Below are 25006 nucleotides of genomic sequence, written 5' to 3'. Positions count from 1 at the left end.
CCTGACCAAACACGGCAAGCCAGCTCGCAGGCCTTTATGAGATTCCTATAACTTCGCCGCGGCCTCCGTCTCGAAAACCTATGTCCGCAGTGGCACGTCAGCGTCGTGCTGCCGGCAGGCCGAGAATAATTGCCGGGCATAGGGACAGACGAGGATCATCTCCATGATGGACATTCTGATGCTGGCGCTGGGCTTTGCCTTCTTCGCGCTTGCGGTCGGCTACACCTACGCCTGCGAGCGGCTGTGACGGAGCGGGCCATGATCTTCGATTATGCGCTCGCGGGCGCCGTCTCGTTCGGCCTCCTGATGTATCTCACCTACGCGCTGTTGCGGCCCGAACGGTTCTGAGCGGGCGCCGCTCAAACGATTCCACAAAGGCTCTCTCCATGACCGTGATCGGTTGGCTCCAGATCATTCTCTATTGTGCCATCATCGTCGCGCTGACCAAGCCGCTGGGCTGGTACATGACGTGCGTCTTCAGCGGCGAGCGGACGTTCCTGTCGCCGGTGTTGCGCCGGATCGAGGCCGGCATCTACCGGATCTCCGGCGTCGACGAGAAGCGCGAGCAGCACTGGCTGACCTACACGGTCGCCATGTTGCTGTTCCATGTCGGCGGCTTCCTCATCATCTACGGCGTGATGCGGCTTCAGGCCGTGCTGCCCTTCAATCCGGCCGGGCAGAGCGCGGTCGCCGAGGATCTCTCCTTCAACACCGCGGTCTCCTTCATCACCAACACCAACTGGCAGAACTACGGCGGCGAGAGCACGCTGTCCTATCTCGTGCAGATGCTCGGCCTGACGCACCAGAACTTCCTGTCGGCCGCGACCGGCATCGCGCTGGCGATGGCCCTGATCCGCGGCTTCTCGCGCGCCTCGATGCGCACGGTCGGCAATTTCTGGGTCGACGTCGTCAGGTGTACGCTCTACGTGCTGCTGCCGATCTGCGTCGTCTATGCGCTGTTCCTGGTCTGGCAGGGCATGCCGCAGACGCTCGGGCCGTACATCGAGGCGACCACGCTCGAAGGCGCCAAGCAGACCATCGCGGTCGGGCCGGTCGCCTCGCAGGTTGCGATCAAGATGCTCGGCACCAATGGCGGCGGTTTCTTCAACGCCAACGCCGCGCACCCCTTCGAGAATCCGACCGCGCTGTCGAACTTCGTGCAGATGCTCTCGATCTTCGCGCTCGGCGCCGCGCTCACCAACGTATTCGGCCGCATGGTCGGTAACCAGCGGCAGGGTTGGGCGATCCTCTCCGTGATGGGCGTGCTGTTTCTGGCCGGCGTCGCCATCACCTATTGGGCGGAGGCGCACGGCACCTCGACGCTCCATGCGCTGGGTCTGACCGGCGGCAACATGGAGGGCAAGGAGGTCCGCTTCGGCATCGTGGCGTCCTCGTTGTTCGCCGTCGTCACCACCGCTGCCTCCTGCGGTGCGGTCAATGCGATGCATGACAGTTTTACCGCCCTCGGCGGCATGATCCCGCTGATCAACATCGAGCTCGGCGAAATCATTGTCGGTGGCGTCGGCGCCGGCATGTACGGCATGCTGCTGTTCGTCATTCTCGCGATCTTCGTCGCAGGACTGATGGTTGGCCGCACCCCGGAATATGTCGGCAAGAAGATCGAGGCGCGCGAGGTCAAGATGGCGATGCTGGCCATCCTGGTGCTGCCGCTGATGATCCTCGGCTGGACCGCCGTCGGCGTGGTCTATCCGGCGGCAGTCGCCTCCATGGCAAATGCCGGACCGCACGGCTTCACCGAAGTGCTCTACGCCTTCACATCGGCGGCCGGCAACAACGGCTCGGCTTTCGCCGGGCTCACCGGCAACACGTTGTTCTACAACCTGACGCTGGCAAGCGCGATGTTCGTCGGCCGCTTCTTCATGATCGTCCCGGCCATGGCGATCGCGGGATCGCTTGCGGAGAAGAAGTCGATTCCACCGTCCATGGGCACGTTCCCGACCACCGGCGCCCTGTTCGTCGGCCTCGTCGTCGGCGTCATCCTGATCATGGGCGGCCTGACCTTCTTCCCGGCGCACGCGCTCGGCCCGATCGTCGAACATCTGGCGATGAACGCCGGCAACCTGTTCTGATTGTTGGAGTGGCCTCCATGGATACGTTGAAACTGCAAAAACGTGCGCCGATGTCGGCAATGCTCGATCCCGGAATCGTGATGCCCGCGATCAGCGCCTCCTTCACCAAGCTCGATCCGCGGCTGATGGTGAGGAACCCTGTCATGTTCGTGGTCGAGGTCGTGGCTGCGCTCACCACGGTGATCTTCCTGCGTGACGTCGTCACCGGCGGTGCCAGCCTCGGCTTCACCTTCCAGATCATCGTCTGGCTCTGGTTCACGGTGCTGTTCGCCAATTTCGCCGAAGCGGTGGCCGAAGGCCGCGGCAAGGCGCAGGCCGAATCGCTGCGCAAGACCCGCACCGAAAGCCAGGCCAAGCTCCTGACCGGTGCCGAGCAGCCCTTCAAGCTCGTGCCTGGCACGAGCCTCAAGGTCGGCGACATCGTGCTGGTCGAGGCCGGTGACACCATTCCTTCCGACGGCGAGGTGATCGAGGGCGTCGCCTCCGTCAACGAGGCCGCCATCACCGGCGAATCCGCACCCGTGATCCGCGAATCCGGCGGCGACCGCTCTGCGGTCACCGGTGGCACGCAGGTGCTGTCGGACTGGATCCGCGTCCGCATCACCGCAGCCCAGGGCTCGACTTTCATCGATCGCATGATCAAGCTGGTCGAGGGCGCCGAGCGGCAGAAGACCCCGAACGAGATCGCGCTCAACATCCTGCTCGCCGGTCTCACCATCATCTTCGTGTTCGCCACCGTCACCATCCCGAGCTATGCGGCCTATGCCGGCGGCTCGATCTCAGTGATCGTGCTGGTCGCCCTGTTCGTGACGCTGATCCCGACCACGATCGGCGCGCTGTTGTCGGCGATCGGCATCGCCGGCATGGACCGCCTGGTGCGCTTCAACGTGCTGGCGATGTCCGGCCGCGCCGTCGAGGCTGCCGGTGACGTCGACACGCTGCTGCTGGACAAGACCGGCACCATCACGCTCGGCAACCGGCAGGCGACGGCCTTCCGTCCTGTGCGCGGTGTTACCGAGCAGGAACTGGCGGACGCGGCCCAACTCGCCTCGCTCGCCGATGAGACACCGGAGGGCCGCTCCATCGTCGTGCTGGCGAAGGAGAAATACGGCATCCGTGGCCGCGACATGGCCGAGCTTGGCGCCACTTTCATCCCGTTCACCGCGCAGACCCGCATGAGCGGCGTCGATGCCGGCAGTTCGTCGGTACGCAAGGGCGCGGTCGATGCCATGCTGAATTACGTCGGCGGCGGCGCGCCGCTGGCCGTTGCCTCCGGTAACGCGGCGCGGGCAATCCAGCCGGCCGCGCTGTCGGATCTCGGTCGCGAGATCCAGGCCATTGCCGATGATATCTCGAAGGCCGGCGGTACGCCGCTGGCCGTCGCCAGGGACGGCAAGCTGCTCGGCGTCATCCAGCTCAAGGACATCGTCAAGGGCGGCATCCGCGAGCGCTTTGCCGAGCTTCGGCGCATGGGCATCCGCACCATCATGATCACCGGCGACAATCCGATGACGGCGGCTGCGATCGCGGCGGAGGCCGGCGTCGACGATTTCCTGGCGCAGGCAACGCCGGAGGACAAGCTCAAGCTGATCCGCAACGAGCAGGCCAAGGGCAAGCTGGTCGCCATGTGCGGCGACGGCACCAACGATGCGCCGGCACTCGCGCAGGCCGACGTCGGTGTCGCCATGAACACCGGCACCCAGGCCGCCCGCGAGGCCGGCAACATGGTCGACCTCGATTCCAATCCGACCAAGCTGATCGAGGTGGTCGAGATCGGCAAGCAGCTCTTGATGACGCGCGGTGCGCTGACCACGTTCTCGATCGCCAACGACGTCGCCAAGTATTTTGCGATCATCCCGGCGATGTTCCTGGCGTTCTACCCCCAACTCAGCGTGCTCAACGTCATGAACCTGTCGAGTCCGCAGAGCGCCATCCTGTCGGCGATCATCTTCAACGCGCTCATCATCATCGCGCTGATCCCACTGGCGCTGAAAGGCGTTGCCTACCGCGCCGTCGGCGCCGGCGCGCTGCTCCAACGCAACCTCTTGATCTACGGCCTCGGCGGCATCGTCATTCCCTTTGTCGGCATCAAGGCGATCGACCTCGTCGTCACCGCCTTGCATTTGGCATAGCCGCGTCATTGCGAGGAGCCCTTGCGACGAAGCAATCCAGGCTGCCTCCATGGAAAGACTCTGGATTGCTTCGCCTCGCTCGCAATGACGGAAGACATAGGAGAACCAAGATGCTCAGAGAAATCCGCCCCGCCATCGTGCTGTTGCTGGCGCTCACCGCCATCACGGGCCTTGCCTATCCGCTGGCAATGACTGCCATCGCCGGCACGTTGTTTCCCGTGCAGGCGCAGGGCAGCCTGATCGAGAGGGACGGCGAGGTGGTCGGCTCCGCCCTGATCGGGCAGGAGTTCAAGGAGGACAAATACTTTCACGGCCGCCCTTCGGCGACGGTTGCGCCGGACCCTAATGATTCAACCAAAACGGTGCCGGCGCCCTACAACGCCGCCAATTCGGGCGGCTCCAATCTCGGCCCGACCAGCAAGGCGCTGGCCGACCGGCTCAAGGAAGATGTGGACAAGCTGAAGGCTGAGAACCCGAATGCGGCCGTGCCGGTCGATCTGGTCACGACGTCGGCCAGCGGCCTCGACCCTGATATCTCGCCGGAGGCGGCGCAATTCCAGGTGCCGCGCGTGGCGAAGGCGCGGGAGATGCCGGAGGATCAAGTCGAGCAACTCGTGGCTGCCAACACCGAAGGCCGTTTGCTCGGCCTGATCGGCGAGCCCCGCGTCAACGTGCTGGCGCTGAATCTCGCGCTCGACCGCGCCGCGAAGTAGTCTAGGCTCGGCACGCGGGGGTGATTATATTGGCCTGATGGTTCAACAGCGCCGTGATCCCGAACAACGTCCGTCGCCCGAGGCGCTGCTGGAAGCAGCGCGGCGGGAGGAGAGCGCGAGCGGCAGGCTGAAGATCTTCGTCGGCGCCGCCCCCGGCGTCGGCAAGACCTACGAGATGCTGCAAAGCGCTCACGCCAAGCGCAAGGCGGGTGTCGACGTCGTGGTCGGCTTCGTCGAGACCCACGGCCGCGCTGAGACCGAGGTGCTGGTGCGCGGGCTCGAGGTGGTCCCGCGCAAGCGGCTCGATTACCGCGGCCAGGTGGTCGAGGAGATGGACCTCGACGCCGTGATCGCGCGCCGGCCGCAGATTGCATTGGTCGACGAGCTCGCCCACACCAACGCGGCGGGCAGCCGCCACCCCAAGCGCTATCTCGACGTCGAGGAGCTGCTCTCCCACGGCATCGACGTCTATACCGCCGTCAACATCCAGCACATCGAGAGCCTGAACGACGTCGTCGCCCAGATCACCCATGTGCGGGTGCGCGAGACCGTGCCGGATTCGGTGTTCGACCGGGCCGATGCGATCGAGCTGATCGACCTCACGCCTGATGATCTGATCCAGCGGCTGAAGGAGGGCAAGGTCTATGTGCCCAAGCAGGCTGAGCGGGCGCTGGAGCATTATTTCTCGCCAGGCAACCTGACCGCGTTGCGCGAACTCGCGCTGCGGCGCACGGCCGAGCGGGTCGACGAGCAACTGCTCATCCATATGCAGGCGAACGCCATCGCCGGTCCGTGGGCTGCGGGCGAGCGCATCCTGGTCTGCGTCAGCGAGGATCCGCGCGCGGCTGGCCTCGTGCGCTATACCAAGCGGTTGGCCGATCGGCTGCACGCCCCGTTCACCGCGCTCTCGATCGAGACGCGGCGATCCCTGCAATTGTCCGACGATGAGCGCGACCGGCTGGCCGATACGCTGCGGCTGGCCGAATCGCTCGGCGGCGAGGCGCTGACGATTCCCGCCGTCGGCCGCCGCATCGCCGACGACGTCGTCAACTTCGCGCAAGGCAACAACGTCACCCAGATCGTGATCGGCAAGTCGACGCGTTCGCGCTGGTTCGAGATGACGCGCGGCTCAGTCGTGCATGACCTGGTGCGCCGCGCCGGCAACATCACGGTCCATGTCATCGCCGGTGACGAGCTGCCCGGCGAGGCCGTGCCCAAGACCGCGGTGCAGACCGCTGCTCGCTCGGAGCCGTTCAACCCTCGGCCCTATCTGAAGGCGCTCGGCATCGTGCTGATCGGCCTCGGCGCCGCCGAGCTGATCCAGCCCTATTTCGGCCTCGAGAACGTCGATCTCGTGCTGCTGACCTCGGTCGTCGCGGTTGCCGTCCGCTATGGCTTGTGGCCGTCCCTGATGGCAACAGTGGCGGCGTCGCTTTGCTACAACTTCTTCTTCATTCCGCCGATCTACACCTTCACGATCACCGACCCGACCAACGTTGCCGCCTTCGTGCTGTTCATGGTGGTGGCGATGATCGTCTCCAATGTCGCGGCGCGCGTGCGCATCCAGGCCGACACCGCGATCGGTCGGATCCGGATGACCGAGCAGCTCCATGCCTTCAGCCGCAAGCTCGCCGGCACCGCAACGCTCGACGACGTCTTGTGGGCAACCGCCTACCAGATCGCGCTGATGCTGAAGGTCCGCGTCGTGTTGCTGCTGCCGGAAGAGGGCCTGCTCACGGTGAAATCCGGCTATCCGCCGGAGGATGAGCTCGATCAGGCCGACCTCGCCGCCGCCAACTGGGCCTGGAGCAACGACCGCCCCGCAGGCCGCGGCTCGGACACGCTGCCGGGTGCGAAACGGCTGTTCCTGCCGATGCGCACCGGGCGCGGGCCGATCGGCGTCATCGGCATCGACAACGACCGCACCGGCCCGCTATTGACCCCGGACCAGCGCCGGTTGCTCGACGCGCTGGTCGACCAGGGCGCACTCGCGATCGAGCGCGTGCTGCTGGTCGAGGACATGGACCGCGTCAAGCGCACCGTCGAATCCGAGCGGCTGCGCTCGGCGCTCCTGACCTCGATCTCGCACGATTTGAAGACGCCGCTGGCCTCCGTGCTCGGGGCGGCCTCCACCATGCGCGACCTCGCCGGCGCGCTCTCGGACACCGAGAAGCGCGACCTGCTCGCGACCGTGATCGACGAATCCGAGCGGCTCAACCGCTTCATCGCCAATCTGCTCGACATGACCAAGCTCGAATCCGGCGCTATCGTGCCCAACACGGCGCTGCACGATCTCGGCGAGATCGTCGGTAGCGCGCTGCGGCGGGCGGCCAAGATCCTCGCTGCCCACAAGGTCGAGCTCGTGCTGGCGGCCGATCTGCCGATGCTCGAGCTCGATGCCGTGCTGTTCGAGCAAGTGCTGTTCAACCTGCTCGACAACGCCGCGAAATATTCGCCGCCCGACACCACGATTGCGATCCGCAGTCAGCGCGAGCGGGATCACGTCGTTCTCCAGATCGCCGATGAGGGCGGCGGCATCCCACCCGACGAGCTTGAGAGCGTGTTCGACAAGTTCTATCGCGTGCAGAAGGGGGACCATGTCCGTCCCGGCACCGGGCTCGGCCTTGCCATCTCCCGCGGCTTCGTCGAGGCGATGCGGGGCACGATCTCGGCCGCCAACCGCAGCGACCGGAGCGGCGCGATCCTCACCATCCGTCTGCCCGTCCCAGTGCAGACCCACGCATTGGATACCGCTGCATGAGTGCTGCCCTGATCAAGGTTCTGGTCATCGATGACGAGCCACCGATCCGAAAATTGCTGCGGATGGGGCTGACGACGCAGGGCTATGAAATCCTGGAGGCGTCGAACGGCAAGACCGCGCTGGACAAGCTTGCCGAAGAGCCGGCGCTGATCATCCTCGATCTCGGCCTGCCCGACATCCAGGGCCACGAGCTGCTGCGCACCATCCGGGCTCGCAACGAGGGCGTGCCGATCGTGGTGCTGTCGAGCCGCGGCGATGAGGCCGGCAAGGTGCAGGCGCTCGACCTTGGCGCGGACGATTACCTGACCAAGCCGTTCGGCATGGACGAGCTACTGGCCCGCTTGCGTGCCGCGCTGCGCCACCAACTTCAGGTCAAGGGCGAGCGCCCTGTGTTCCGCACTGGCGACCTCTCCGTCGATCTCGTGCGCCGCATCGTCAAGGTCGGCGAGCGCGACGTGAAGCTGTCGCCGAAGGAATACGATCTTCTTCGCGTGCTGGTGCAGCACGCCGGCAAGGTGCTCACCCACCGCTTCCTGCTCAAGGAGCTCTGGGACGAGCTGACGGATGCTCAATATCTGCGCGTCTATGTCCGTCAGCTCCGCCAGAAGATCGAAGCCGACCCGGAACGGCCGCAATATGTACTGACGGAGACGGGGATCGGATACAGGCTGAAGGCCGGGGATTAGGGTCAGCCGTCATTCCGGGGCGCGCGTCAGCGCGAGCCCCCGGAATCCATTTCTCCGCCAGTCGCGCTTGGCACGATGGATTCCGGGCTCGATGCTTCGCATCGCCCCGGAATGACAGTCAACCCGCCTTGCGATGCCGCGCTGGCGACCGGTGCGCCTTCCTGGCGGCTCGGTGCCGCCCCTGCGCACGCCGCGCATGGGACTTCGCCGCAGTCTTTTTCCCTCTTCCGCGTCCCTTCAGGCTCTGCTTCAGCGCATCCATGAGGCTGACGACGTTGCTCGGCCGTTCTTCGGGCTCCGGCAGCTCGATCTTCTTGCCGCTGGCCTTGCGCTTCACCAGCGCCTTCAGCGCGTTCTCGTACTCGTCCTTGAATTCGCTAGGATCGAAATGCGCGGCCTTGGAGTGCAGGATGTGGCCAGCGAGCTCGACCATGTCCTTGGTGATTTTCGGGCTCTTGATGTCCTCGAAGAACTGGTCCTCGTCCCGCAACTCGTAAGGATAGCGCAGCGTGGTGCCGAGCAGGCCCTTGCCGAGCGGCTCGATCGCCATCACGTGCTCGCGGTTGGTGAGCACGATTTTTGCGAGTGCCACGCGGTCCTGATCTTTCATGGCGTCGCGGATCACCGCGAAGGCGTCGACCGCGGCTTTGCCATCGGGGGCGATGTAATAGGGGTGGTTGAGGTAGCGCTGGTCGATTTCCTCGCTCGGCACGAAGCTCTCGATGTCGATGGTGTGGTTGCTCTCGATCTGGACCGCCTCGAGCTCCTCCGGTTCGACCTCGACATATTTGCCCTTGCTCAGCTCGTAGCCGCGCCCCTTCTGGTCGCTCTCGACGACGTCGCCGGTCTCGGAATCGATCATCTGCTGCTTGAGCCGGTTCCCGGTCTCGCGGTTGATGAGATGAAACCGAGTCTTCTCCGCGGCGGTCGCAGCCGGATAGAGCATGACCGGACAGCTGACCAGCGAGAGCTTCAACGTTCCCTTCCAATAGGCACGCGGGGCCATTCCATTCTCCAGCGTTTTCAAGGCGTTTTGGAACCCCAACCCGTCCGTGGGGTTTTGGTTCCGGGTGGGACTTTCGCCGTGATAGGCTTGGAATGCCGAAAGAGAAGCGGGACCGGTCGTGCTGCAAAAACTCTCCACTTACCGACAGAAGCGTGACTTCGAGAAGACGCCCGAGCCATCAGGCAAGACCCCTGTCGCGCCCTCGAAGCAGCGGCGCTTCGTGATCCAGAAGCATGATGCCAGTCGGCTGCATTACGACTTCCGGCTCGAGTTGGACGGCGTCTTCAAGTCCTGGGCGGTGACGAAGGGGCCCTCGCTCGATCCGCACGACAAGCGGCTGGCGGTCGAGGTCGAGGACCATCCGCTCGACTATGGTGATTTCGAAGGTACGATTCCAGAAGGGCAGTACGGCGGCGGCACCGTGATGCTGTGGGATCGAGGCACTTGGGAATCGGAAGATCCGGAAGCCGGCTTCAAGAAGGGCGATCTCAAATTCACCCTGCATGGCGACAAGCTGCACGGAAGCTGGGTGCTGGTGCGCATGCGCAACCGCGACGGCGAAAAGCGGACCAACTGGCTGCTGATCAAGCACCGCGACGAACATGTCCGCGAAGGCGCCGACAACGACATCCTCGACCAGGACAAGTCCGTCGCCTCCGGTCGCGCGATGGAGCAGATCGCCGAAGGGAAGGGCCGCGCGCCCAAACCTTTCATGCTGGCCAAGGGTCTTAGGGGTCCCAAGGGCAAGGCCAATGCGGTCTGGCAGTCCAACCGCGCCGAGGAGGCGAAAGGGCGAACGGTGAAGCCGGCGCCGCGCACGGCGTTGAAGGCCGGAACGACGGCAAGGAAGAAGGCGACGACAGCAGCAAACGCGAAGAAGGTTTCAGAGATACCGGATTTCGTGGCGCCGCAGCTCTGTACGCTGGTCGATCGGCCGCCGGCCGACCGGGGCTGGTGTCACGAGATCAAGTTCGACGGCTATCGCGTCCAGCTCCGGGTCGAGGACGGCGAAGCAACGCTCAAGACCCGCAAAGGCCTCGACTGGACCGGCAAGTTCGCCTCCATTGCCAAGGATGCGGGCGTGCTGCCGGACGTGATGATCGACGGCGAGATCGTCGCGCTCGATCACAACGGCGCGCCGAACTTCTCCTCGCTTCAGGCTGCGTTGTCCGATGGCAAGACCGACGAGCTGATCTTCTTTGCCTTCGACCTCCTGTTCGCCGAGAACCAGGATTACCGCCGACTGCCGCTCGGCGAACGCAAGGCCCGGCTGAAGGAGCTCCTGGAATCGCGCGAGCGGAAGTCGAGCCAGATCCGATATGTCGAGCATTTTGAGAGCGGGGGCGATGCCGTGCTGCAATCGGCGTGCAAGCTCGAGCTCGAGGGGGTGGTATCGAAGAAGCTGGATGCCCCGTATCGTTCCGGCCGCACCGAGAGCTGGGTCAAGTCGAAATGCCGCGCCGGCCACGAGGTGGTGATCGGCGGCTACAAGACCACGAACGGCAAGTTCCGCTCACTGATGGCCGGCGTTCAGCGCGGCGATCACCTCGCCTTCGTCGGCATGGTCGGCACCGGCTTTGGCGCGGACAAGGTCAAGCGCATCATGCCGTCGTTGAAGGCCATGGCGACCAAGGAAAGTCCCTTCGGCGGCAAGAATGCGCCGAAGAAGACCCGCGAGATGCACTGGCTGAAGCCGGAGCTCGTTGCCGAGATCGAGTTCGCCGGCTTCACCGCCGACGGCAATGTCCGCCAAGCAGCTTTCAAAGGCCTGCGGCAGGACAAGCCTGCCGAGGAGGTCGAGGCCGAAACGCCAGTCGACACCGAGCTCGCCAAACCCTCAGCCAAAGGAGTGAAGCGCGCAAAAGCGAAGCCAGGCGCGCGATCGGCCCCCAGCGGCAGCAACGCCGAGGTCATGGGTGTCGTCATCTCCAAGCCGGACAAGGAGCTCTGGCCCGACGACGGACATGGCGATCCCGTCACCAAGCTGGACCTTGCCCGCTATCTCGAAGCCGTCGGCGAATGGATGATCGTGCACCTGAAGGGCCGGCCTTGCTCGCTGATCCGCGCTCCTGACGGCATCAAGGGCGAATGCTTCTTTCAGCGCCATGCCATGCAGGGCACGTCGAACCTTCTGGAGCTCGCAAGGGTCTCCGGCGACCGTAAGCCGTACCTGCAGATCGATCGGATCGAAGGGCTCGCTGCAGTGGCGCAGGTCGGCGGCGTCGAGCTGCATCCATGGAATTGCGCGCCTTATGCCTATGACACGCCGGGACGGCTGGTGTTCGATCTCGACCCTGCGCCCGACGTCGACTTCGCCGACGTCGTCGAGGCGGCCAAGGAGATGCGGCAGCGGCTCGCCGATATCGGCATGGACAGCTTCTGCAAGACCACTGGCGGCAAGGGCATCCATGTGGTGGTGCCGCTGCTCTACGGCGCGCGCGACAAGGTGAGCTGGAAGGAGGCCAAGGCGTTTGCGCAAGGCGTTTGCCAGTGGATGGCCAATGACGATCCCGAACGCTATCTGCTCAACATGTCCAAGAAATTGCGCAAGGGAAAGATCTTCCTGGACTATTTGCGCAACGACCGTATGTCGACGGCGATTGCCCCGCTGTCGCCGCGCGCGCGCGCCGGTGCCACGGTGTCGATGCCGCTGACTTGGGCGCAGGTGAAGAGCGATCTCGATCCGAAGCGCTATACGATGCGCACCGTGCCGGGCCTGCTGGCGCGATCGAAAGCGTGGGAAGGTTATGATGATGCCGCCGCCTCAATCAAGGCGGCCATGAAGAAGCTGGCGTCGAAAAAGTAGGGTGGGTTAGCCGAAGGCGTAACCCACCAACTTCGTTCTATATTCGCAGGAAGCGTGGTGGGTTACGCTTCGCTAACCCACCCTACAAGCGTGCCTATATCCGTCCCATCAGGAGCAGGATTAGCAGGATGACGATGATGAGTCCGAGGCCGCCGCCGCCGTAATAGCCGGTGCCGTAGAACGGCCCGCCGCCAATGCCGCTGAAGCCGCCGAGCAGGGCGATGACCAAGATGATCAGAATGATCGTGCCGATAGACATGCGAGTCTCCTCCAGCCCTTTCTTGAAAGGGTCGTTGCACCTGTCCCGTCGTGCGGGGGCAACTTGCCGCAGGTTTTAAAGTTCCGCGTTCGCAAATGGGTCCCAGCTCCGGCATGCATGGAACTTTTGCCGTTTCATGCGGCATGATCAGGTGAGGGGCAGTCAGCAGGGGCACGGCCATGTCAGAACCGCTCGTCGTCTCAATTCCACATCGTCTCGGCCGCGATGAGGCGGTGCGCCGGCTCAAGACGGGGCTTGGCCGCGCCGCAGCAAGCATTCCCGTGTTGCAAGTCGAAGAGGAGCGCTGGAGCGGCGACAGCATGAATTTCCGCATCCGCGCGCTCGGGCAGATCGCAACCGGCCAGGTCGACGTCACCGAAGATCACGTCCGGGTCGAGGTGGTGCTGCCCTGGCTGTTGCAGCGCTTTGCCGAGATGGCCCAGATCGCAATCAGGAAGCGCGGACAGTTGCTGCTGACCAAGGACGGGGGCAAGTAGCCTCAGGCGCGCACGCGCTGCCGTATCGGCTTTGCTGCACTGGCGGTGCGCGCCTCGATGATTGTCGCGGGAAGATCGCGCAGAGCCTGCGCAAGCGGCAGTTCGTTGCTCGCAAGATCCGTCGCGGCATAGCCGGTGATGTCGACGGTGGCATCGAAGCCCTCCAGCGCGGGCCATTCCCGGCCCGCTTGCGTGAACGGCGCGAAGTGACGCCCGACCACGACGATCGCGGCCGCGCGGCCATGGCGGCGGGCGAAGGCGATGACGTGGTCAGCATGCCCGCCGCTCACCTCGAGCGGCTGATAGTCGCCCCGCACGAAGATGTCGGGAAGCCGGTTGCGCAGCTCGAGAAGATGACGCGTCCAGGCCAGCTTGAGCTGGCCGTCCGGCCAGGCCTTGATCAGGCCACGCCAATCCGGCTGGTCCAGTGAGCTCAGCGCTGCACGGCAGGCGACAAAGTCCACGGGACGACGGTTGTCGGGGTCGACCAGCGACAGGTCCCAGAATTCGGTGCCTTGGTAGAAGTCCGGCACGCCCGGCAGTGTCGCCTTGAGCGTGAGCTGGCTCAGCGAGTTCAACATGCCGAGCAGTGCAACGCGGCGGGCCAGGGTCTGCAGCGCCTCCAGGAATTCTGCGGACTGAGCGGGGTCGAGGATCTTGCCGATGAAGCTCTTGACGCCGTTTTCATACGCTTCGTGCGGATTGAGCCAGCTCGTCTCCTCCTTGCCTTCACGCGCGGCCTTGAGGGCATAGGCCTGGATGCGCTCGATGAAGCCGGCATCCGGTCCCTGGAGCGGCCAGGCCCCCAGCAGGGTCTGGTAGAGCATGTACTCGAAGGTCGCCGACGGCGCGCGGAAACTGCCGTGGTGTGTGAGATGCGGCGCGTTCAACACCTTCCAGCGCGCCACCGCGCTGGTCCATTCGCCGGGAATCTCGCTGAGCGCAGCAATACGCGCGCGGGCATCCTCGCCGCGCTTGGTGTCGTGGGTGGCCGTCGCGGTCATGCCGTGCGGCCATTCCTTGGCGCGCGCGTGCATCGCCTGATGGAAAGCGGGAAGGGTGAGGCCGATGCTCGCGGGATCGCCGCCGACCTCGTTCAGCGCGAGCAGCCGGTGGAACTGGTAGAACGCGGTGTCCTCCAGCGACTTCGCCATCATCGGTCCGGTGAATTGCTGCACCTTCAGCGCGAAGCGGCGCACGCGCGGGGCGCTGTGCGGGGGACGGCCGGGCTTGAGCAGGTCCATGGTCAGGGCGTCGCGCAGGAAATCGAAAATGCCGTCATCCGCGGCGAACCATTCTGCGCGCGCCCGCGCGATGGTCTCCTCGATCAGCTTGCGATCGTGCGCGGTCGGCGCGCTCGTCGTGAGGTAGGTGCGGTAGACCGGGAAATGCAGCACATAGAGTTCGAGCGCCTGGCGCAGGCTGTCGGCGGAGAAATCGCGCGTCGAGTAATGCCCGTTGGCGATGCGCGCCAAAAGCCGCGTCAGCACGGTGAACTCGCTGGTCAGCAGCGTCTCCAGCACCCGCCGCTTGGCGTCCTTGACGTAAGGCGCAAGCCGGGGCGGCCGGTTGCTGATCTGCCGCCAGGTCTCGTCCAGCGCCGCCAGCCCCTTGGCGTCGACCAGGACCTGGGTGAGGACGTTCATCCATTCATAGCCGGTGGTGCCCTGGACGCCGGCGAAGTGCGGCAGGCGTTCGTGCTCGCACAGGATCTTCTCGATCAGGGTATAGAAGGGCTTCGTCGTACCCTGTGCATCGCGGACCAGCCGGCGCAGCCGCTGGCAATATTGCGCGGGATCGCGCAGGCCGTCGATGTGATCGAGGCGGATGCCTTGCAATCTGCCGTCGGCGATGAGTTGCTTGACCAGCCGATGCGTGGCGGCAAACGTGCCGGGATCCTCGACGCGCAAGCCCGCAAGCCCGTTGACGTCGAAGAAGCGGCGATAGTTGATGTCACTGGAGGCGAGCCGCCAGTGACCGAGCTTGTAGTGTTGACGCTCGAGCAGGTGATGCAGCGCCAGCGTCTGCGCGGGACGGTCTTTGGCGGCGCGATAGGCGGCAAGACCTCGCGCGATGATGTCGGCAGCACCCGCAATGCCCTTGAGTTCTGCCTTAAAGGCGGGAGCTTCCTTGCGGTTGGGACGGCGCAGTCCGGTGTAGCGCGCCGCGAGCGCGAGCAGGCGCTTGCCGGGCTCCGTTTCTGCCGCCTCCGCTTCCTTGACGATCATCCGCAGCACTTCGCCATAGCGCTCCGGCGCGACAGGTAAGCGATGCTCGAAATACCAGGCGGAAAGACTTCCCTCATCCGGATCGTAGCGAAGCTCGATCTCGCCGCGCTCAAGCGCCTCGCCATAGGATACGCCGAGAATCGGCAGCAGCACGCCGCCGCGGGCGCGGAAGGCCAGTTGATCCCAGTCGATGTCGAAGGAGACCGCATGCGGTGAAGCTTGACCCCACTCCAGCACGTCGAGCCACCAGGGATTGTCGGCGAAATGCACGCCGACATGATTGGGCACGAAGTCAATGATCAGGCCGAGATCGTGCTGCTGAAGCGCCTCGCTCAGCCGCGCGAAGCCGGCCTCGCCGCCGAGTTCGGGACTGAGCTGGCTATGATCGACGGTGTCGTAGCCGTGGGTCGAGCCCTTGCGCGCCTTCATCACCGGCGAGGCATAGAGGTGCGTGATCCCCAGCGCCTTGAGATAGGGCACGACCGCGGCGGCCTTGTCGAAATCGAAATCCGCGGTGAGCTGGAGCCGGTAGGTCGCGAGCGGAATGGCGGGAGGCATGCTAACCTCCGAGATGCCAAACCACCGACCAGGGCGGAAGCCGCTCGCCGGCCTCGCCGCCCCAGATCGGCGTGCCCGCATTGCTGTTGGAATACGCGACATCCTTGTCCGAGAGATTCGCGGTCAGGCGGAGCGTCGCGCCGTCCCCCATGCGCCAATGTGCCGTGAGCAAGCCGGTATCTGCTGCCTCGGCATGGCCGAACCTCGCTCCTTTTAGCCGCGGCATGATCTCCTTGCGCCGGAGCGCGAGCAGCTCGCGCACCAGCGCAAGCCGCGCGTCCTGCTCGGGCGTGCGGCCGTTCCAGTCGAGCACGGCCAATTGCAGCGTTGCCGGATCGAGCGGATCAGGCACCTCATCGCCGTATTTCTCATAGGCCCAGGCATATTCCTGCTTGCGCCCCTTGCGCACGGCATCGGCCAATCCGTCGTGGAAGTCGCAGAAGAATGGGAAGGGCACCGTGGAGCCCCATTCCTCGCCCTGAAACAGCATCGGCACCATGGGCGCGAGCAGGGTGACCGCGAGCGCGGCCTCGATCTGTTTTGGCGATGCCAGGCTCTCGAGCCGGTCGCCGAGCGGGCGGTTGCCGATCTGGTCGTGGTTCTGGAGAAAGTTGACGAAGGTCGCCGGCGGCAGCTCGCCGCTCGGCTCGCCGCGCGGCTTCTTGCCCCAGAATTCCGAGATCTCGCCCTGGTAGACGAAGCCGGAGGCGAGCGCGCGCGCAAGATCCATGCGCGGCGTCTGGTAATCGCCATAATAGCCGGCATGCTCGCCGGTCAGCATCACGTGCCAGACGTGATGATAATCGTCGTTCCACTGGCCGCGATATTTGCCGTTCGGCGGGTCCTGCGCAGCGTCGAGCAGGCTGGCGCGATTGTCGCCGTTCTCCAGCACGAGGTGGATGTGGCGTCCCGTGGCCTTGGCGAGCTCGCCGGCGGCAACGCTGAGGTCCTGCAGCATGGACTGCTCGCCCGGGACAGCCATGATGTGATTGGCGGCGTCGAGCCTGAGGCCATCGAAGCGGTAGTCGCTGAGCCAGCACAGTGCGTTCTCGACCGCGAACGCGCGCACCTGCGGCACGCGATAATCGATTGTGCTGCCCCATGGCGTGTGCGCGTCGGTAAAGAAGGTCGGCGCATAGCGGCCGAGGTAATTCCCCTCGGGGCCGAAATGATTGTAGACGACGTCGAGGAATACCATGAGTCCGCGCAAATGCGCCTCGTCGATCAGCGTCTTCAGGTCTTCAGGGCGGCCATAGGCGCTGTCGGGCGCATACCACAGTACGCCGTCATAGCCCCAGCCGCGGCGGCCGGCGAAATCGGCCAGCGGCATCAATTCCAGTGCGGTGATGCCGCTCGCTGTGAGATGATCGAGCTTGTCGATCATGGCGCGGTAGGTGCCCTCTGGCGTGAAGGTGCCGACATGGGTCTCGATCAGCACCGTCTCTTCCCAGGGACGGCCGCGCCAATCGCGCGCGCGCCACACAAAGGCGTCGTGATCGATCACCTCGCTCGGGCCGAACACATCCTCGGGCTGGAACGCCGAGGCGGGATCGGGCACGTCGATCTCGTCGTCGATCCGGAATTTGTAATTGCTACCGGCGCGCAGGCCGGCAATGTCGGCCACGTACCAGCCATCCTGCCGGCGCTGCATCGCGTGCCTTCTGTCGAGCAGGAGATCGACGCGGCGCGCGCCGGGCGCCCACAGCCGGAACGACGCGCCGTCCTTGGTCGGCCTCGCCCCGAAGGATGGCCTCATAGCGCCCCCGCGAAGGCGAGCACGGATCGCGGCGGCGCCTTGCTGTCGCTTCCGGGCAGGAAGTCGATCGAGTTCAGCCTGGCCTCGGTCGTGTTGAGGATCTGCTGCCAGCTCTTGTATTCGGTCATTTTGGGCAATTTGAATGCGATCTCTTCGGGAGCGGCGTTCAGAACGATAAAGATCGCGGCGCTGCCCGGTTCCATCGGCCCCATCACATAGGAGAGAAACCGCCCTTCCGGGAATTTCCAGTCGTTCTCCGTCATCTCGTCCCCGGCGGGCGTCAGCCACAGCGCGCCGTAGGAGATGCCGTCCTTGGTGCGGCCGTCGAGCCAGCGATGGCTGCGGAGTTGCGAGAACCGGCGGCGGATGTCGGCGAGATGGGCGACGAAATCGACCATGTCGTCGCCCTCCTTGCCGAGATTGTCCCAGCCGACCCAGCCGATCTCGTTGTCCTGGCAATAGGCGTTGTTGTTGCCGGATTGAGAATTGCCGACCTCGTCGCCGGCGAGGATCAGCGGAACGCCTTGCGCCAGCATCAGGCAGGCCAGCACGTTCTTGCGAAGCTGCCGACGCAGGCCGAGGATTTGGGGATCGTCGGTCGGGCCCTCGACGCCGCAATTGTTGCTGTGGTTGTCGTTGGAGCCGTCGCGATTGTCCTCGCCGTTGGCCTCGTTGTGCTTCTCGTTGTAGCTGAAGAGGTCGGCGAGCGTGAAGCCGTCATGCACGGTGATGTGGTTGATGCCGGCGCGCGGCCGCCTTCCGTCATGGTTGAACAGGTCTGATGACGCCGTCATGCGGCTGGAGATGTCGCCGATCAGGCTGCCTTCGCCGCTCCAGTAGCGGCGCATGGCGCTGCGATAGCGATCGTTCCACTCCGACCATTGCGAGGGGAAGGCGCCGACCTGATAGCCGCCGAGCCCGAGATCCCACGGTTCGGCGACGAGCTTGACGGTCGCCAGCACCGGATCCTGCCGGACCGCAGTCAGGAACGAGATGCCGCGATCAAAGCCGTTCGGGCCGCGCGCCAGCGTGGTCGCAAGGTCGAAACGGAAGCCGTCGACATGGCAGACCTCGACCCAGTAGCGAAGCGAATCCATCACCATCTGGAGCACGCGCGGATGGGTGAGGTTCACCGACGAGCCGCAGCCGGTGAAATCGTCGTAATAGCGCGGGTTCTCGCGGTTCAGCCAGTAATAGGAGGCGTTGTCGATGCCGCGATAGCACAGCGTCGGGCCGAGGTGATTGCCCTCGGCGGTGTGGTTGTAGACAACGTCCAGCATCACCTCGATGCCGGCATCGTGCAGCCGCGCGACCGTGGTGCGGAAGGAATCCAGCGCGTTGTCCTGGGCGTAGCGCGGCTCGGGCGCGAAGAAGGATAGCGTGTTGTAACCCCAGTAATTGGCGAGCTTCTTCTCCACCAGGATGCGGTCGTCGACGAAGCTGTGGATCGGGAGAAGCTCAATCGTGGTGACGCCGAGCCTCTTCAGATGCTCGATCATCGCCGGCGATGACAGGCCACCATAGGTGCCGCGCAGATTCGGCGGCACGTCGTCGCGCTTCTGCGTCAGGCCCTTGACGTGGGCCTCGTAGATGATGGTGTCTTCCCAGGGGATGTTGGGACGGATCTCGCGCCGGCCCCAGTTGAAGGTCTCGTCGACGACGACGGCCTTCGGCATGCCGCGCGCATTGTCGCGCCGGTCGAACGACAGGTCCTCGCGCGGCGAGCCGGTGCGGTAGGCGAAATGCGCATCGCTCCAGACCAGCCGTCCGGCCAGCCGCTTGGCATAGGGGTCGAGCAGCAGCTTGTTGGCGTTGAAGCGGTGGCCGTGCTCGGGCTCGTAGGGGCCGTGCACACGATAGCCGTAGAGCTGGCCGGGCGAGACGTCGTTGAGATAACCGTGCCAGACGTCCTCGGTCCTCTCGGGCAATTCGATGCGTTCGAGCTCGCGGCGGCCTTGCGTGTCGAACAGGCAGAGCTCGACCTTCTGCGCGTTGGCGGAGAACAGCGCGAAATTGGTGCCGCGTCCGTCCCAGCTTGCGCCGAGGCGTGCGGGCGATCCAGCAGTCAAGCGCATGTGTCAGCTTTCTGGAACGAGGAAGATCGCGGCAAGTGGCGGAATTGTGAGGCGGAGCTCGCCGCCCTCGGCATGGACTTCGCCGATGTTGCCGACGTTGCTGCCGCCATAGTGGGCGGAATCCGAGTTGAGCACTTCCTTCCACTTGCCGCCAAAGGGCACGCGAACGCGATAGTTCTGGTAGACGTTCGGCGAGAAGTTGATGATCACCAGGCACCGCGCTTGCTCGTCGAAGCCCTTGCGCAGCCAGGCGAACACGTTGCGATTGGCGTCGTCGGTGATCAGCCATTCGAAGCCGGCCTGGTCGCAATCCATCTGGTGCAGCGCCGGCACCGCGCGATAGAGCCGGTTGAGGTCGCGGATCAGCGCCTGGATGCCGGAATGGTACTTGTATTCGAGCAGGTGCCAGTCGAGCGACTGGTCATGGTTCCATTCGCGGCTCTGCGCGATCTCCGCGCCCATGAACAACAGCTTCTTGCCGGGATGGCCGAACATGAAGCTGTAATAGGCGCGCAAGTTCGCGAAGCGCTGCCACTCGTCGCCAGGCATGCGGCCGAGGATCGAGCGCTTGCCGTGCACGACCTCGTCATGCGACAGCGGCAGGATGAAGTTTTCCGAGAACGCGTAGTGCAGGCCGAACAGGATCTCGCCGTGGTGGTGCTTGCGGTAGATCGGATCCTTGCTGATGTAGCTCAGCGTGTCGTGCATCCAGCCCATGTTCCACTTGTAGCCAAAGCCGAGCCCGCCGAATTCGACCGGGCGTGAGACCTGAGGCCAGGCGGTGGACTCCTCGGCCGCCGTGGTCGCCTGCGGGAAACGGGCGAAGACTTCCGTGTTGAAACGGCGCAGGAAGTTGATCGCCTCGATGTTCTCCCGCCCGCCATACTGGTTCGGAATCCACGCGCCGGGCGGCCGGCTGTAATCGAGATAGAGCATCGATGCCACGGCATCGACGCGCAGGCCGTCGATCGCGTAGCGCTCCAGCCAGAACAGCGCGTTCGACACCAGGAAGTTCGTCACTTCGGTGCGGCCGTAATTGTAGATCAGCGTGCCCCAGTCGAGGTGGCGGCCCTGGAGCGGATTGGCGTGCTCGTAGAGCGAGGTACCGTCGAAATGGCCTAGCCCGTGCGGATCGTCCGGGAAATGGCCGGGCACCCAGTCGAGCAGCACGCCGACGCCTTCGCGGTGGCAGGCATCGACGAGAACGGCAAAATCCTCCGGCGTGCCGAAGCGGCTGGTCGGGGCATAGAGGCCGGTCGGCTGGTAACCCCAGGAGCCGTCGAACGGATGCTCGCTCACCGGGAGGAATTCGAGATGGGTGAAGCCCATGTCGCGGGCATAGGCCGGCAGCTGCTCGGCCAGTTCGCGATAGGTCAGCCATTCATTGCCGTTCTTGCGCCGCCACGAGCCGAGATGGACCTCGTAGATCGACATCGGCGCCGACAGCGCGTTGATGCCGTCGGGCGCCGGCCGCGGCCGCGGCAGGCGCGCCTCGTCGAACACGATCGACGCTGTCTTGGGTCGCACCTCGCTCGCAAAGGCCAGCGGATCGGATTTCAACGGAAGCATATGGCCGTGCGGGCCGATGACTTCGAACTTGTAGTGATCGCCAATCTTCGCATGCGGGATGAACAGCTCCCAATAGCCGCTGCCGCGTACCCGCATGGGATGGCGTCGCCCGTCCCAGAAATTGAAATCGCCGACCACGGACACCCGCCGCGCATTCGGCGCCAGCACCACGAAGCCGATACCGTCGACACCTTCGTGCCGCATCGGATGGGCGCCGAGCTTGTCGTAGAGGCGCTGGTGGGTGCCTTCGCCGAGCAGATAAAGGTCGAAATCGGTCAGGATCGGCGGAAAGCGGTAGGCGTCCTCGAACTCGACGACGTTGCCGCCGAATTTCGCGCGCAGCTGGTAATGCTTCGAGCCGTTGGGCAGGGCCCCGATGAACAGGCCGGAATCGTGCACACGGTCGAGCGGGGCGACTTCGCCATGCTCGCCGACCGCCTCGACATTGGAGGCTTCGGGGAGAAAGGCGCGCACCACGCTTCTACCGCCCTCGGGATGCAGCCCGAGATAGTGGAAGGGGTCGGAGTGGCGGCCTTCGATGATCGCGTAGGCCTCAGCAGGGAGTTTAGGCATGGGCTTCGCTCTCGGCACTGGACAGAATGCGAAGCAGTCCGGTCAGCGGCGCATTGAGCCCCTCAGGCCGGTGGGACAGCTCGTACTCTACTTCGTTGAACGCTTGATCAAGCAGGAAGAAACTTATCAGGCCGTCCGCGGACTGCGGATCTTGCGGCCATAGCCGCCGATCGGTCATGGTTTCGCGATAGGCGGACAAGAAGGTTGCGGTAGCGCGCTCGCGCCATTCGTCGAGCGCGGCCGCGAGCCGGCCCTGCTCGTCGGAAGCGCCCGTCAGCGCGCGACTGAGGGCCGCGTTGACCGAAACATCAATCGAGTGGATCAGGCCCGCGACGTCGCGCGCCGCCGGCGCCTTGCGCCGCTTGTCGGCCAGTGGCACACGCGGATCGCCGTCGAAGTCGATGATGAAGATATCGTCCTTCACGATCAGAGTTTGCCCGAGACGGAAGTCGCCATGATGACGGATGTTCAACCCGCCGATCCCGGAAGGCAATAGCGCATTCAGCCGGTCGGGCAGGGTCGCGCGCGCCTCCGTGAGCTGATCGATCAGCGGCCGGTCCGCCTCCCGCAGACCGTCGCGGCTGTCGGCCAGCCATTCGAAGACCCGCTCGGCGCGCGCCTTGAGGTCGGAGACGAGGCGCGTGATGTACGAGGAGCCGATCGGCTCCGGAGCGAGTTCGTCCGGCTTTGCCGCGGCCAGCGCGACATGCAGCTCGCCGAGCCGCCGGCCGATCTGCGCGATGAAGTGCAGATAAGGCGCCTGCTCCTGGGTTTCGCGGAGCGTTTCGCCCGCCGGCAATACGCGCTGCTCGTCGATATAGCGATCGAGATAGCCCGTTGTCACAGTCCAGCCGTCGCCCTGGTTCTCGACATAGGCATGCAGCACGCCGAGCGCGCTGCGCTGCTCGCCCTCGACCAGCTCGACGCTACCCAGCAGGGCCGGCGTGTTGGCAAAGCGGGCGACCTCTGTGAGATAGTGGCCGATCTCGATCTCGGGACTGATGCCGCTTTCGAGCCGACGATAGATCTTGGCGACGTATTGATTGTCGATCAGCGCGGTGCTGTTCGACTGCTCGATCGCGCGGATGCGTTCGGGCTCCTTGATGATGTAATCGGCAAACCGGCTGGTCGCCTTGAATTCCAGCCGCAGGTTGTTCTCTTCCACTGCCAGGTTCTGCGACAAATTGCGCAGGAACAGGCCGATGAAGATCTGCTCGGTCGCGACATCGAGCAGCGTGCCTTCGCGCGCGCCCTGACGCACTGCGGCGAGCGCCTTCGGGTTGAAGCGTTCGCGATCGAAGCGCACCCACTCGATCTGCAACGGCAGCACGTAGCGTGTCGTCTCGTTCCCCTGCTTGGTCTCGAAGAACGCGATCCAGGGCCGGTTGTCGCCGATGTCGCAGAACGGCGCCGCCGAGGTCAGCGTGGTCTTGATGTGCTTGGCATTGTGCTCGGGATACCATCGCGTCCGCGACAGGAATCCCGGCAGCACGTCGCGCTCGAACACGCCGCGCTCGCGGGCGAGCGACACCCAATTGGAGTTCACCGGCACCACCAGCGTCTCGAACTCAGGCACCGCGCGCGGCGTCACCGGCTCGGACTTGTCGCGCTCCTGAAGCTGGAACCAGTAGAAGCCGTAGGGCCCCAGCGTGATCATGTAGGGCAGCTCGCCGATCGCGGGGAAGCGCGTGCGGCCGAGCATTTCCTGCGGGATGCGGTCCTTCCAGGGTGACAGGTCAAGCTCGGTCGCCTGCGCGGCGCGCGACAAATTGGCGACGCAGAGGATCACCTCGTCGCGATATTGCCGGACGTAAGCCAGCACGGCGCGGTTGGCCGGGCGGATGAAGGTCATGGTGCCGCGGCCGAAGGCAAGCGTCGACTTGCGCACCGAGATCAGCCGCTTGGTGGCGCTGAGCAGCGAGGACAGGCTGCGCGATTGCGCCTCCACGTTCACCGACTCGTAGCCGTAGACCGGGTCCATGATCAGCGGCGCGTAGAGGCGGGCCGGGTCGCAGCGTGAGAAGCCGCCGTTGCGGTCCGGGCTCCACTGCATCGGCGTGCGCACGCCGTTGCGGTCGCCGAGATAGATGTTGTCGCCCATCCCGATCTCGTCGCCGTAGTAGACGATCGGCGTGCCGGGGAAGGACAGCAGCAGCGAGTTCATCAGCTCGATCTTGCGGCGGTCATTGTCCATCAGCGGCGCAAGGCGCCGGCGAATGCCGACATTGATGCGCGCGCGCGGGTCGTTGGCGTAGGTGGTCCAGAGATAGTCGCGCTCGACGTCGGTGACCATCTCCAGCGTCAATTCGTCATGGTTGCGCAGGAACAGCGCCCATTGGCAGGTCGCCGGAATGTCCGGGGTCTGGCGCAGGATGTCGGTGATCGGGAAACGGTCCTCCTGTGCGATCGCCATGTAGATCCGCGGCATCAGCGGGAAGTGGTAGGCCATGTGGCATTCGTCGCCACGGCCGAAATATTCCTGCACGTCCTCCGGCCATTGATTGGCCTCGGCCAGCAGCAGCTTGCCCTTGGAGTAGGCGTCGAGCTCCTGGCGCAAGCGCTTGATGATCGCATGCGTCTCGGGCAGGTTCTCGTTCGAGGTGCCCTCGCGCTCGCACAGATAGGGAATGGCATCCAACCGGAAGCCGTCGACACCGGCATCGAGCCAGCGCTTCATCACCTGGATGAGCGCGCTCACCACGCGCGGATTGTCGAAATTGAGGTCCGGCTGGTGCGAGAAGAAGCGGTGCCAGTAGAAGGCGCCGGCCTCGGGGTCCCAGGTCCAGTTCGACTTCTCCGTGTCGGTGAAGATGATGCGCGTGCCCTGGTATTTCTGATCGGTGTCGCTCCAGACATACCAGTTGCGGGCGCTCGAGCCCGGATGGCTGCGGCGCGCGCGCTTGAACCACTTGTGCTGGTCCGAGGTGTGATTGACGACCAGCTCGGTGATGACGCGCAGGCCCCGCTTCTGCGCCTCCTGGATGAAGCGCTTGAAATCCTTCATCGTCCCGAAATCGGGATTGACCGCGCCGTAATCGGCGATGTCGTAACCGTCGTCGCGGCCAGGCGAGGGATAGAACGGCAGCAGCCACAGCGCGGTGACGCCGAGTTCCTGGAGATAGGGCAGCTTCTCCGTCAGCCCGGCGAAGTCGCCGATGCCGTCATTGTTGCTGTCGGCAAACGCCTTGACGTGGAGCTGGTAGATGATGGCGTCCTTGTACCAGAGCTCGTCCACGATCTCGGCAGCCTCGGCTTTCTTGGTGTCGACGGAAGACAGAACATTCATGGCATGAACCC

Annotated in this window: 15 protein-coding genes; 8 read left to right on the top strand and 7 right to left on the bottom strand. The window is 64.7% G+C overall.

Features of this window, described 5'->3' with window-relative positions:
• Positions 1 to 258 precede the first annotated feature (258 nt).
• The 6 genes from ACNJX8_RS35195 to ACNJX8_RS35170 all read left to right on the top strand — a co-directional run bounded on the left by ACNJX8_RS35195 (position 259) and on the right by ACNJX8_RS35170 (position 8382).
• The gene (locus ACNJX8_RS35195; RefSeq protein ID WP_091879689.1) at positions 259 to 348 is read left to right on the top strand and encodes a K(+)-transporting ATPase subunit F; all 90 of its coding nucleotides are present in this window, start codon (positions 259 to 261) and stop codon (positions 346 to 348) included.
• A gap of 38 nt (positions 349 to 386) precedes the next feature.
• Complete coding sequence (gene kdpA, locus ACNJX8_RS35190) at positions 387 to 2090, top strand: potassium-transporting ATPase subunit KdpA (protein ID WP_439358451.1); 1704 nt, start codon at positions 387 to 389, stop codon at positions 2088 to 2090.
• A 17-nt stretch (positions 2091 to 2107) separates the two neighbouring features.
• On the top strand, positions 2108 to 4222 hold the full coding sequence (gene kdpB, locus ACNJX8_RS35185) for a potassium-transporting ATPase subunit KdpB (protein ID WP_439358450.1): 2115 nt from the start codon (positions 2108 to 2110) through the stop codon (positions 4220 to 4222).
• 110 nt (positions 4223 to 4332) lie between these two features.
• Positions 4333 to 4935 (top strand): K(+)-transporting ATPase subunit C, encoded by a 603-nt coding sequence (locus ACNJX8_RS35180; protein WP_439358449.1) that lies wholly within the window; start codon positions 4333 to 4335, stop codon positions 4933 to 4935.
• Positions 4936 to 4972: 37 nt separating this feature from the next.
• A complete protein-coding gene (locus ACNJX8_RS35175) occupies positions 4973 to 7696 on the top strand; it encodes a DUF4118 domain-containing protein (RefSeq protein WP_439358447.1) in 2724 nt (907 codons plus the stop codon).
• Positions 7693 to 8382: a response regulator gene (locus ACNJX8_RS35170; protein WP_439358446.1), complete on the top strand. Its 690-nt coding sequence runs from the start codon at positions 7693 to 7695 to the stop codon at positions 8380 to 8382. The genes ACNJX8_RS35175 and ACNJX8_RS35170 overlap by 4 nt, the downstream gene beginning before the upstream one ends.
• 118 nt (positions 8383 to 8500) lie before the next feature.
• On the opposite strand, the gene ACNJX8_RS35165 is transcribed toward ACNJX8_RS35170, so the two are convergent.
• Positions 8501 to 9388 carry a non-homologous end joining protein Ku gene (locus ACNJX8_RS35165; protein ID WP_128936175.1) on the bottom strand — a complete coding sequence of 296 codons (888 nt, stop codon included), beginning with the start codon at positions 9386 to 9388 and terminating at the stop codon, positions 8501 to 8503.
• A gap of 118 nt (positions 9389 to 9506) precedes the next feature.
• Between ACNJX8_RS35165 and ligD the strand changes: the two genes are divergently transcribed.
• On the top strand, positions 9507 to 12194 hold the full coding sequence (gene ligD / locus ACNJX8_RS35160) for a DNA ligase D (RefSeq protein WP_439358443.1): 2688 nt from the start codon (positions 9507 to 9509) through the stop codon (positions 12192 to 12194).
• Between the two features lie 94 nt (positions 12195 to 12288).
• Here ligD and ACNJX8_RS35155 read toward each other — a convergent pair whose 3' ends face one another.
• Positions 12289 to 12453, bottom strand: coding sequence for a DUF3309 family protein (locus ACNJX8_RS35155; RefSeq protein ID WP_211384334.1), 165 nt, complete (start codon positions 12451 to 12453; stop codon positions 12289 to 12291).
• A 179-nt stretch (positions 12454 to 12632) separates the two neighbouring features.
• Between ACNJX8_RS35155 and ACNJX8_RS35150 the strand changes: the two genes are divergently transcribed.
• Positions 12633 to 12950 (top strand): polyhydroxyalkanoic acid system family protein, encoded by a 318-nt coding sequence (locus ACNJX8_RS35150; protein WP_128936174.1) that lies wholly within the window; start codon positions 12633 to 12635, stop codon positions 12948 to 12950.
• 2 nt (positions 12951 to 12952) lie between these two features.
• Here the strand turns inward: ACNJX8_RS35150 and treY are convergent, their stop codons facing one another.
• From treY to treS, 5 genes are read right to left on the bottom strand one after another with little or no spacing between them, the layout of a single operon-like run.
• On the bottom strand, positions 12953 to 15736 hold the full coding sequence (treY, locus tag ACNJX8_RS35145) for a malto-oligosyltrehalose synthase (RefSeq protein WP_439358442.1): 2784 nt from the start codon (positions 15734 to 15736) through the stop codon (positions 12953 to 12955).
• A gap of 1 nt (position 15737) precedes the next feature.
• Positions 15738 to 17492: a malto-oligosyltrehalose trehalohydrolase gene (treZ, locus tag ACNJX8_RS35140; protein ID WP_439358441.1), complete on the bottom strand. Its 1755-nt coding sequence runs from the start codon at positions 17490 to 17492 to the stop codon at positions 15738 to 15740.
• On the bottom strand, positions 17489 to 19567 hold the full coding sequence (gene glgX / locus ACNJX8_RS35135; RefSeq protein ID WP_128936171.1) for a glycogen debranching protein GlgX: 2079 nt from the start codon (positions 19565 to 19567) through the stop codon (positions 17489 to 17491). The genes treZ and glgX overlap by 4 nt, the downstream gene beginning before the upstream one ends.
• 3 nt (positions 19568 to 19570) lie before the next feature.
• Positions 19571 to 21709: a 1,4-alpha-glucan branching protein GlgB gene (glgB, locus tag ACNJX8_RS35130; RefSeq protein WP_439358439.1), complete on the bottom strand. Its 2139-nt coding sequence runs from the start codon at positions 21707 to 21709 to the stop codon at positions 19571 to 19573.
• Complete coding sequence (gene treS, locus ACNJX8_RS35125; RefSeq protein WP_439358438.1) at positions 21702 to 24995, bottom strand: maltose alpha-D-glucosyltransferase; 3294 nt, start codon at positions 24993 to 24995, stop codon at positions 21702 to 21704. The genes glgB and treS overlap by 8 nt, the downstream gene beginning before the upstream one ends.
• Positions 24996 to 25006: the final 11 nt, after the last annotated feature.

The sequence above is a fragment of the Bradyrhizobium sp. SPXBL-04 genome (genome assembly GCF_051853035.1).
Classification (GTDB): domain Bacteria; phylum Pseudomonadota; class Alphaproteobacteria; order Rhizobiales; family Xanthobacteraceae; genus Bradyrhizobium; species Bradyrhizobium zhanjiangense.
Note: the sequence above shows the minus strand (reverse complement) of the source record. Positions and strands in the feature narration are given on the sequence as shown.